Consider the following 6,596-nt stretch of genomic DNA (forward strand, 5'->3'; position numbering starts at 1 on the left):
CTAAGTGAAATTTTAGAGTTTTTTTAGAAAAGTAACTTAAAAGGCACAAAAAAAGATAACGAATGGGCTTTTTTATAGTTTTTTTTACTTCTCTTAGAATGACAAGAATTTTGTCGTTCTAAACCTAGCGACTATGTAGGGCTTTTAGACATAGCCCAAGCAAAAAAACACTTCTTTTTAACTATGAGTTACTTCGCAAACGCTTAGTATGACGAATTTTGCGTTATTTTGAGATAGCTCGATACGCTCAGAAGATGAAACTTTGTGAATTTAAAGCAAAAATTTACATATATTTTTAAAGGCTTGGTTAAACTTAAATCAAAGGGTTTTTAAATTAACACCTATAAAAAACAAAGCTTTGTTTGCGAATTTCGCGACTGGTACCGTTGCTCTAAGTTTCATTTTAAAAGTGCAAGAGAAATTTTGAGATATTTTTTACTTAGCCTTGTGGCTTGCAACCTTGCAAGAGGTTTTTGATTTAGAGGCGAAAAAATGCTTTTGTCAAATTTATTATCAAAATTTGTTTAATATTTTCAAAGAAATTTACATTTTGATAGCCAAAGAATGCGAGAAGCTTTTTAAAATGGGTGGTGGCTTGAAGTTTATGAGAATTACTTTTTACTTCCTTGTACTCACAACTGTGTAGTAGAAATGACTCACAAAGTGCGTGGTAAGCGTGGATGTGGAGCTTAAAACATCTGTGTTTTTACTTCGTTAAGCCTCTTGTAACTCTGCGAGAAGGAATGCTAAAATGCAATCGCTCGAGTTTATACACAGGTCGTCAAGCATTGCTCTGCTAAATAGTTGCCACCTATCATAAGGGACTTTGCAAGGCTTGAAAAAAGTGAGATTTGCAAGAAAGCTTCAAAGCCTATGATGGCTTGGTGGATTTTACAACGCTTAGACTCGTCCATTTACAAGAAGGTGTTAAAGCACGAGATTTTGTAAAACATAGCAAAAACGAGTTTGCAAACGGACGAAACCATATCAACGGCATAGAAAACTTTTTTCGTGCTCTTGCAACTGCGTAGTAGAAGTTTGCGAAATTTATACTTGCTAAATTTAAGGGCTAAAAAAGAAAATTTATCTTTTATTTAAAAGAAACAGAATTACGATGAAAAGTTTGGGACAAAATCTTTATCAAAACTTATTAAAGTTGATAAGAGAAAATCCTATTAAAGTATCTTGAGCCAAAATTTATAAGCCAAAATTCTATTAAGTTTAATTGAGCCATATTTTTCACAAAGTACTGCTTATTTTGCAAAGTTTAGATATTTTTAGCTTATAAATCAAGCTTACTTGTAAAGTTGCTAAGGCAAGGCTAAGTGAAAAGATTTCAAAGTTTTTATCGCATTTGGCGAAATTTGCAAATAAACTTTATTTTATGGTGCTTAATTAAAAATCTTTGTTCTAAATTCAATTTAACTTTAATGTAAACTGTTTAAATTCAAGCTCTTTTCTTGTAAATTTAAGATGATAGAACTATGAATTTAAGAAACCTTAATGATCTCTTATCCTTATTAAAGCTTTTTACAATGAAATAAGTAAAAGAATAAAATTTTGGCGATTGATACTTTTAGCTGATATAATTACAGCTAAAAGCTTGGTAAAATCGATCTTAGTATATATTTTTGCCCTACATTTAAAAGCGGAAATTTAATCAATTTTAGAGTGTTTTTGTGCTGATATTTGTGTGAACAAAATCGATGTTTTATGCAAGGTTTCTCGCCCTTGTGTTAATGCAATTGTATAGTAAGCTTTTAACCCTTAAAGAATGCGAAAAAATCAACAAGATGAGTGGTTGAGGTTGATGAGAATTATTTCGGTGCAAAAAGGGTGCGTGGTAAGCGTGGATGTGGGGCTTAAAACATCTGTGTTTTTGCTTCGTTAAGCCTCTTGTAACTCTGCGAGAAGGAATGCTAAAATGCAATCGCTCGAGTTTATACATAGGTCGTCAAATATTGCTCTGCCAAAGAATTATTGCCGATTATAAAGGACTTTTCAGAGCTTAAAGAAAGTGAAATTTATAGCGATAAACTAAAATCCTACGGTGCCTTGGTTGATTTTTGTGCAAAAGCTCATTATAGGGTAAAACACGCCAAATTTGAGTTTGCAAAGGGACACAAGCACATAAACGGGATAGAGAATATTTTTACTTCGTGCTATTGTAGCTGCGTAGTAGAAGGGGCTTTGTAAAGGCTAGATTAGGGGGTTTCACGGCAAGGGAATTTTTTTATTTAAACTTAAAGGAGAGTAAATTTCTATCTAATGTCAAGGTTAAAAACGACAATTTGTATAAAATTTTGTTAAAATGGCTTAGGAAAAGTCCTAGATTATTTTAGCTAAAAGTATCAATCGCCTAAATTTTATGAGAGTTTGTGAAACTTGAATTTAAAAGAGATTTTAACCCCCTTCCAAATGGCTGCGGCACAGATTACACAAGGTTGCTCTGCTGTGTTCCCACCCTGAAGCTCTGCCCTATGACAATCTTGCACAGGTCTGAAAAGAGGCTAGAAAATTATAACAAAAAAAGCTTAATGTTGCTTGATATTATACACCACAGGAATTTGTATGCGTATGTTTTCTTTGTAGGCTGGAAATTCATTAGCAGCCCTTACTAAAACCTTCATAACATTATCGTCTAAGAGCTTATAGCCTGAGCTTTTGATTATCTTTGCAGCTTGTAGTTTTTTGGTGTTAAGCCACACAAATTCAAGCAAAACCTCTCCCGTAAGCCTCATTTTTATGGCTTGATGGGGGTAGGTTTCCCTTGCTGCTCTATCTATGGCTGCTTTGATCTCACGCAAGAAAGGATTATCCGTTTTGCCATAAGCTAGGGTGCCAATTTGCATAGGTGCGTTATTAGCCACCTGTGCTCCTCCTGAAACCGAGCTTTCCTCTTGTCTTTGCTCCTCTTTTTCCTTGCCCTTTTTAACTTCCTTTATCCTTTCTTTTTTGTGATGCTTTTTGTGTTTTTCGTGTCTTTTATGCTCTCTTGGAGTTGGGGGTGCTGGTGCTAGTTTGGGTGCTACAACCTGTCCTTGTGCTATGAACTGTCCCATTACCAAGGACATACTCTCCTCGCCTTTGATCTCTGCCTTAAAAACATCGCCTAAGGCAATGAGTGCAAACAAGGGAGCAACAAAGATACAACAAGTTAAAATGAAGGCTTTGAATTTATGAGAACGCATTTTTATCTCTGTGTTATGATTTGAAAATTATTATGTTCTTTGCTTTTAAGCATACTAATGACCTGAATAAAGCTTTCAAATTTGCAGTTCTTATCAGCCTTAAGCTCAACTAGGGTCTTTTCATCCAAATTTGCTATTTTTTCTTCAAGCTCCTCTGTGCTAGCTTCTTTATCATCAAGATAAAAAAGATCTTTTTCGTCTATGCTTATTAAAAGCTTGTTGTCGTTATCTCCTACATTTCTTGCAGATTCTGATTTGGGAGGTTCTATCTTAATATGCCCATAAGCTACAAAGGTAGAAATGCTTAAAACAATGGCAAGTAAAACAAGCATAATGTCTATGAAGGGAACTATGTTTAACCCATCATTTCTAGGCAACTTTATCATCTTGCTTTACCATACTGTTGTACTTTGTGCTTAGAAGCGAGATCTTTCTCATCAAGGCATTATAAGCCATTAGGCTAGGTATGGCAACTGCAAGTCCTACTGCTGTTGCCTTTAAAGCAAGTGAAAGCCCTACTACTATGGATTTTACATCTATATTACCAGAAAGTCCCATGTCATAAAAAACTATCATAATGCCTATTACAGTGCCTAGTAGCCCAACATAAGGAGCATTTGAATAAATAATATATAAGGTTGTAAGATTTTCACTCAAGGCATTATCAAAGTCTTCTTGGTTATGATAGTCTCTAACATTTATAATTCTAAAAAAAAGCACTCTTTCTATAACACACCAAGTAGCTATAAATGCCATAAGCCCTAAAATACCTAAGATAATATAGTCTATATAATCCTTTAAAACATCCATTTAATCCTCTTTGCATTTAGTAAAGTTTATTAAAATTATATATTAAAAAATTAAAATGTAGCTTAAATAAATTTAAAAATAAGCTTAAAATTGTATGAAATATTTTAACAAAATTTTAACAAAATATCATTTTAATCACATTTGAAATTTGTCATTGATTTTTTAAAAAAAGCAAAATATAAGGGGAAAAATCCTTGAATAATGACTAAATTTTAAATAAATATAGCTATAATTTTATGCAAAGTTCTTTAAGGTGAATTTATGAAAGTTTTTTTGGCATTTTGCCTTGTTTTTTTTCTCCTTGCTTGTAGTGAAGAAAAAAAGCCCAAGATAGAAACTCAAGCAAAAGAAGAAATCTTGCTAGAAGAAAGCGATGAAAAAATAGACATTAACGACAGCAATCTCCCCTTGCCCATAGATGATACTCAAGGCTTTATAAATTTAAAATTAAGCTCACAAAATGTATGAATTTTTTACAGCCATCCACCTTTATAGCATTTATACAACAGTTTGTCTGATGCTACTTTATCTTGTTTTAACCCAAAGGGCTATTAAAACTGAGTTTGATTTTATCAGATCAATTCGTATTTTTTTGCCCCTTTACTATACCTTTTTGGCTATTATCTTTTTTACAGGCTCCTTGCTACTTGCTTTAAGAGCCTTTTACCTAGATGCTTCAAATTATCTTATGATAGCTGCTTGGATACTCATACTTGGCTTAAATATCTTTCAGTTTAAGCTTTTTAAGAAGGCAAGAACACTTAGACGGTATACAGTTTTTAAGATAGCTAGTCTTTTGATCTTGTGTGTTGATTTGGGATTAATTTTTGCTATATTTTTGTATGTTTATGGGATTTAATGCAGTTTTTATATGACGCTAATGCTGGTAAAAACGAGCTTTGCATAAGGGGGGAGGGCTTTTATCACCTAAAAGTTCGCCGAGTTCGGCAAAATGAAAGCCTAAATGTGCGAAATTTAAAAGATGATTTTATTTATGTTTATAAAATATCTAAAATAGAAAGAAACTCTTGTTTGCTAAATTTGCAAGAAAAGCTCTTAAATTCAAGCATTTTGCCTTCAAAAACCACTCTAGCCCTTGGCGTGATTGAGCCAAAAATCTTAGAAAAAACTCTACCTATTTTAAACGAGCTTGGACTTTACAAGCTCATTTTGGTTTTTACGCATTTTTCGCAAAGGAATTTCAGACTCGATTTTAGGCGATTAGAGAGGATTTTAATACAGTCTTCTCAGCAGTGCGGACGGGCAAATTTAATGCAAATAGAACGCTTTGATAGCACCAAAGACTTTGCAAGTGCCTATGAAAATGCAGTTATGCTTGATTTTAGCGGTGAAAATAGCGATTTTAGCGAGTTTAAAGGCGATGATAAAATCCTTTTTGTCGGTGCTGAGGGAGGCTTTACGGACGAGGAAAGAAGCCTTTTTGAGACAAAAATCAAACTAAAAAGCCCCTATATTTTACGCACTCAAAGTGCTATCATTTCAGTGGCTGCAAAACTTTTGCTGTGAATTTATCTAGATTAAAGGCTATATCTTTCAAGAATTTAGCGTTGTATTTTCAAATTTTTTTTACTTTTAATCTTTGTTGTTGGCTAAATTAAACTTGGCTCAATAAAGCTTAAACCAAAGGTTTTTAAGTCAATGCTCATGAAAAACAAAGATCTGTTTTCAAATTTCGCCAAATTTTAGGAAAAGTTTGAAGTATTTTTTACTTTGCCTCCAGCACCTCCCTTTGTAAAAATTGATTTAGAAGTTAAAAAATCCTCTAACTTTGTCAAATTACAAAGCAAAGTTGTGTGTAAAAAGAAATTCGCATTTTAATAGTCAAAGAGTGTTAAAAATATCTAAAATGAGTGGTGAAATTGAAGAGGGTGAGAGTTATTTTTTACAATGCTAGGCTCGCAACTGCGTAGTAGAAAGTGCAAGGCGTGTTCATGGAAAAAAGGGGTGGGCGTGGGGGTTCTAGCAAGAAAAACGTCTGTGTTTTTATTTCGTGATAAGTACTCTTAATTTTGCAAGAAGGTATGCTAAAACGCTAGGCTGACCTTTATACGCAGATAGTCATCACTGCTTGGCTAAATAGCTACTGCCTATCATAAGAGACTTTGCGGAGCTTAACGAGTGTGAAATTTATAGTGATAGCTTCAAAGCCTACGGTACCTTGGTGGATTTTTGCTTTGTTTTACTCACAACTTTACAAGAAGGAACAAAAGCAGATTATAGGGTAAAGCATAACAAAAACGAGTTTGCAAAGGGATGAAATCATATTAACGAAATTGTGAACTTTTTTACTTCGTGCTACGCGTCTTGTAACTGCAAGCAAAATGGGCTTTGCAAAGTTTCGTTTAGCTAAATTTCGTGGAATAAAAAAATTTGTCCCTCATTTAAAGAAAATAGAATTAATACAAAAAGTTTAGGACAAAATTCTCATCAAAATTTATTAAAATTTAGGCGATTGATACTTTTAGCTAAAATTACATAGGATTTTTCCTAATCAATTTTAACAAAATTTTATACAAATTTTCATTTTTAACTTTAACATTATATCTAAATTCAGTTTCCTTTAAGTGCAAATAG

At 33.2% G+C, this 6,596-nt stretch carries 9 protein-coding genes, 1 other RNA gene and 1 pseudogene; 6 read left to right on the plus strand and 5 right to left on the minus strand.

Features of this window, described 5'->3' with window-relative positions; genetic code table 11:
* The first annotated feature begins 460 nt into the window (after nt 1-460).
* The 3 genes from DMC01_RS13870 (at nt 461) to DMC01_RS11685 (ending at nt 2,196) form a co-directional block, all read left to right on the plus strand.
* A complete protein-coding gene (locus tag DMC01_RS13870) occupies nt 461-646 on the plus strand; it encodes a hypothetical protein (protein ID WP_185908915.1) in 186 nt (61 codons plus the stop codon).
* A gap of 205 nt (nt 647-851) precedes the next feature.
* Nucleotides 852-1,031, plus strand: a complete 180-nt coding sequence (locus DMC01_RS16875) for a hypothetical protein (protein WP_142694379.1) — start codon at nt 852-854, stop codon at nt 1,029-1,031.
* Between the two features lie 949 nt (nt 1,032-1,980).
* Nucleotides 1,981-2,196 carry a transposase gene (locus DMC01_RS11685; protein WP_142694380.1) on the plus strand — a complete coding sequence of 72 codons (216 nt, stop codon included), beginning with the start codon at nt 1,981-1,983 and terminating at the stop codon, nt 2,194-2,196.
* A 212-nt stretch (nt 2,197-2,408) separates the two neighbouring features.
* Here the strand turns inward: DMC01_RS11685 and ffs are convergent.
* The 4 genes from ffs to exbB all read right to left on the minus strand — a co-directional run bounded on the left by ffs (nt 2,409) and on the right by exbB (nt 4,001).
* Nucleotides 2,409-2,506, minus strand: an RNA gene (ffs, locus tag DMC01_RS11690) — signal recognition particle sRNA small type.
* Nucleotides 2,507-2,534: 28 nt separating this feature from the next.
* The gene (locus tag DMC01_RS11695; RefSeq protein ID WP_142694381.1) at nt 2,535-3,191 is read right to left on the minus strand and encodes an energy transducer TonB family protein; all 657 of its coding nucleotides are present in this window, start codon (nt 3,189-3,191) and stop codon (nt 2,535-2,537) included.
* A 2-nt stretch (nt 3,192-3,193) separates the two neighbouring features.
* A complete protein-coding gene (gene exbD / locus DMC01_RS11700) occupies nt 3,194-3,577 on the minus strand; it encodes a TonB system transport protein ExbD (RefSeq protein WP_142694382.1) in 384 nt (127 codons plus the stop codon).
* Nucleotides 3,561-4,001, minus strand: a complete 441-nt coding sequence (exbB, locus tag DMC01_RS11705; protein WP_142694383.1) for a TonB-system energizer ExbB — start codon at nt 3,999-4,001, stop codon at nt 3,561-3,563. Before exbB ends, exbD begins: the two co-directional genes overlap by 17 nt.
* 261 nt (nt 4,002-4,262) lie before the next feature.
* On the opposite strand from exbB, the gene DMC01_RS11710 reads away from it, so the two are divergent.
* Genes DMC01_RS11710 through DMC01_RS11720 form a run of 3 tightly spaced genes read left to right on the plus strand, consistent with a single transcriptional unit; the run spans nt 4,263 to nt 5,528 of the window.
* Complete coding sequence (locus tag DMC01_RS11710; protein WP_142694384.1) at nt 4,263-4,469, plus strand: putative periplasmic lipoprotein; 207 nt, start codon at nt 4,263-4,265, stop codon at nt 4,467-4,469.
* Nucleotides 4,462-4,860 carry a hypothetical protein gene (locus tag DMC01_RS11715; protein WP_142694385.1) on the plus strand — a complete coding sequence of 133 codons (399 nt, stop codon included), beginning with the start codon at nt 4,462-4,464 and terminating at the stop codon, nt 4,858-4,860. Before DMC01_RS11710 ends, DMC01_RS11715 begins: the two co-directional genes overlap by 8 nt.
* Nucleotides 4,860-5,528: a 16S rRNA (uracil(1498)-N(3))-methyltransferase gene (locus tag DMC01_RS11720; protein ID WP_142694386.1), complete on the plus strand. Its 669-nt coding sequence runs from the start codon at nt 4,860-4,862 to the stop codon at nt 5,526-5,528. The genes DMC01_RS11715 and DMC01_RS11720 overlap by 1 nt, the downstream gene beginning before the upstream one ends.
* Nucleotides 5,529-6,493: 965 nt before the next feature.
* Here DMC01_RS11720 and DMC01_RS11725 read toward each other — a convergent pair.
* Nucleotides 6,494-6,596: pseudogene (locus DMC01_RS11725) on the minus strand (IS1595 family transposase); the annotation flags it as partial.

It is taken from the genome of Campylobacter troglodytis, assembly GCF_006864425.1.
Taxonomy (GTDB): Bacteria; Campylobacterota; Campylobacteria; order Campylobacterales; family Campylobacteraceae; genus Campylobacter_D; species Campylobacter_D troglodytis.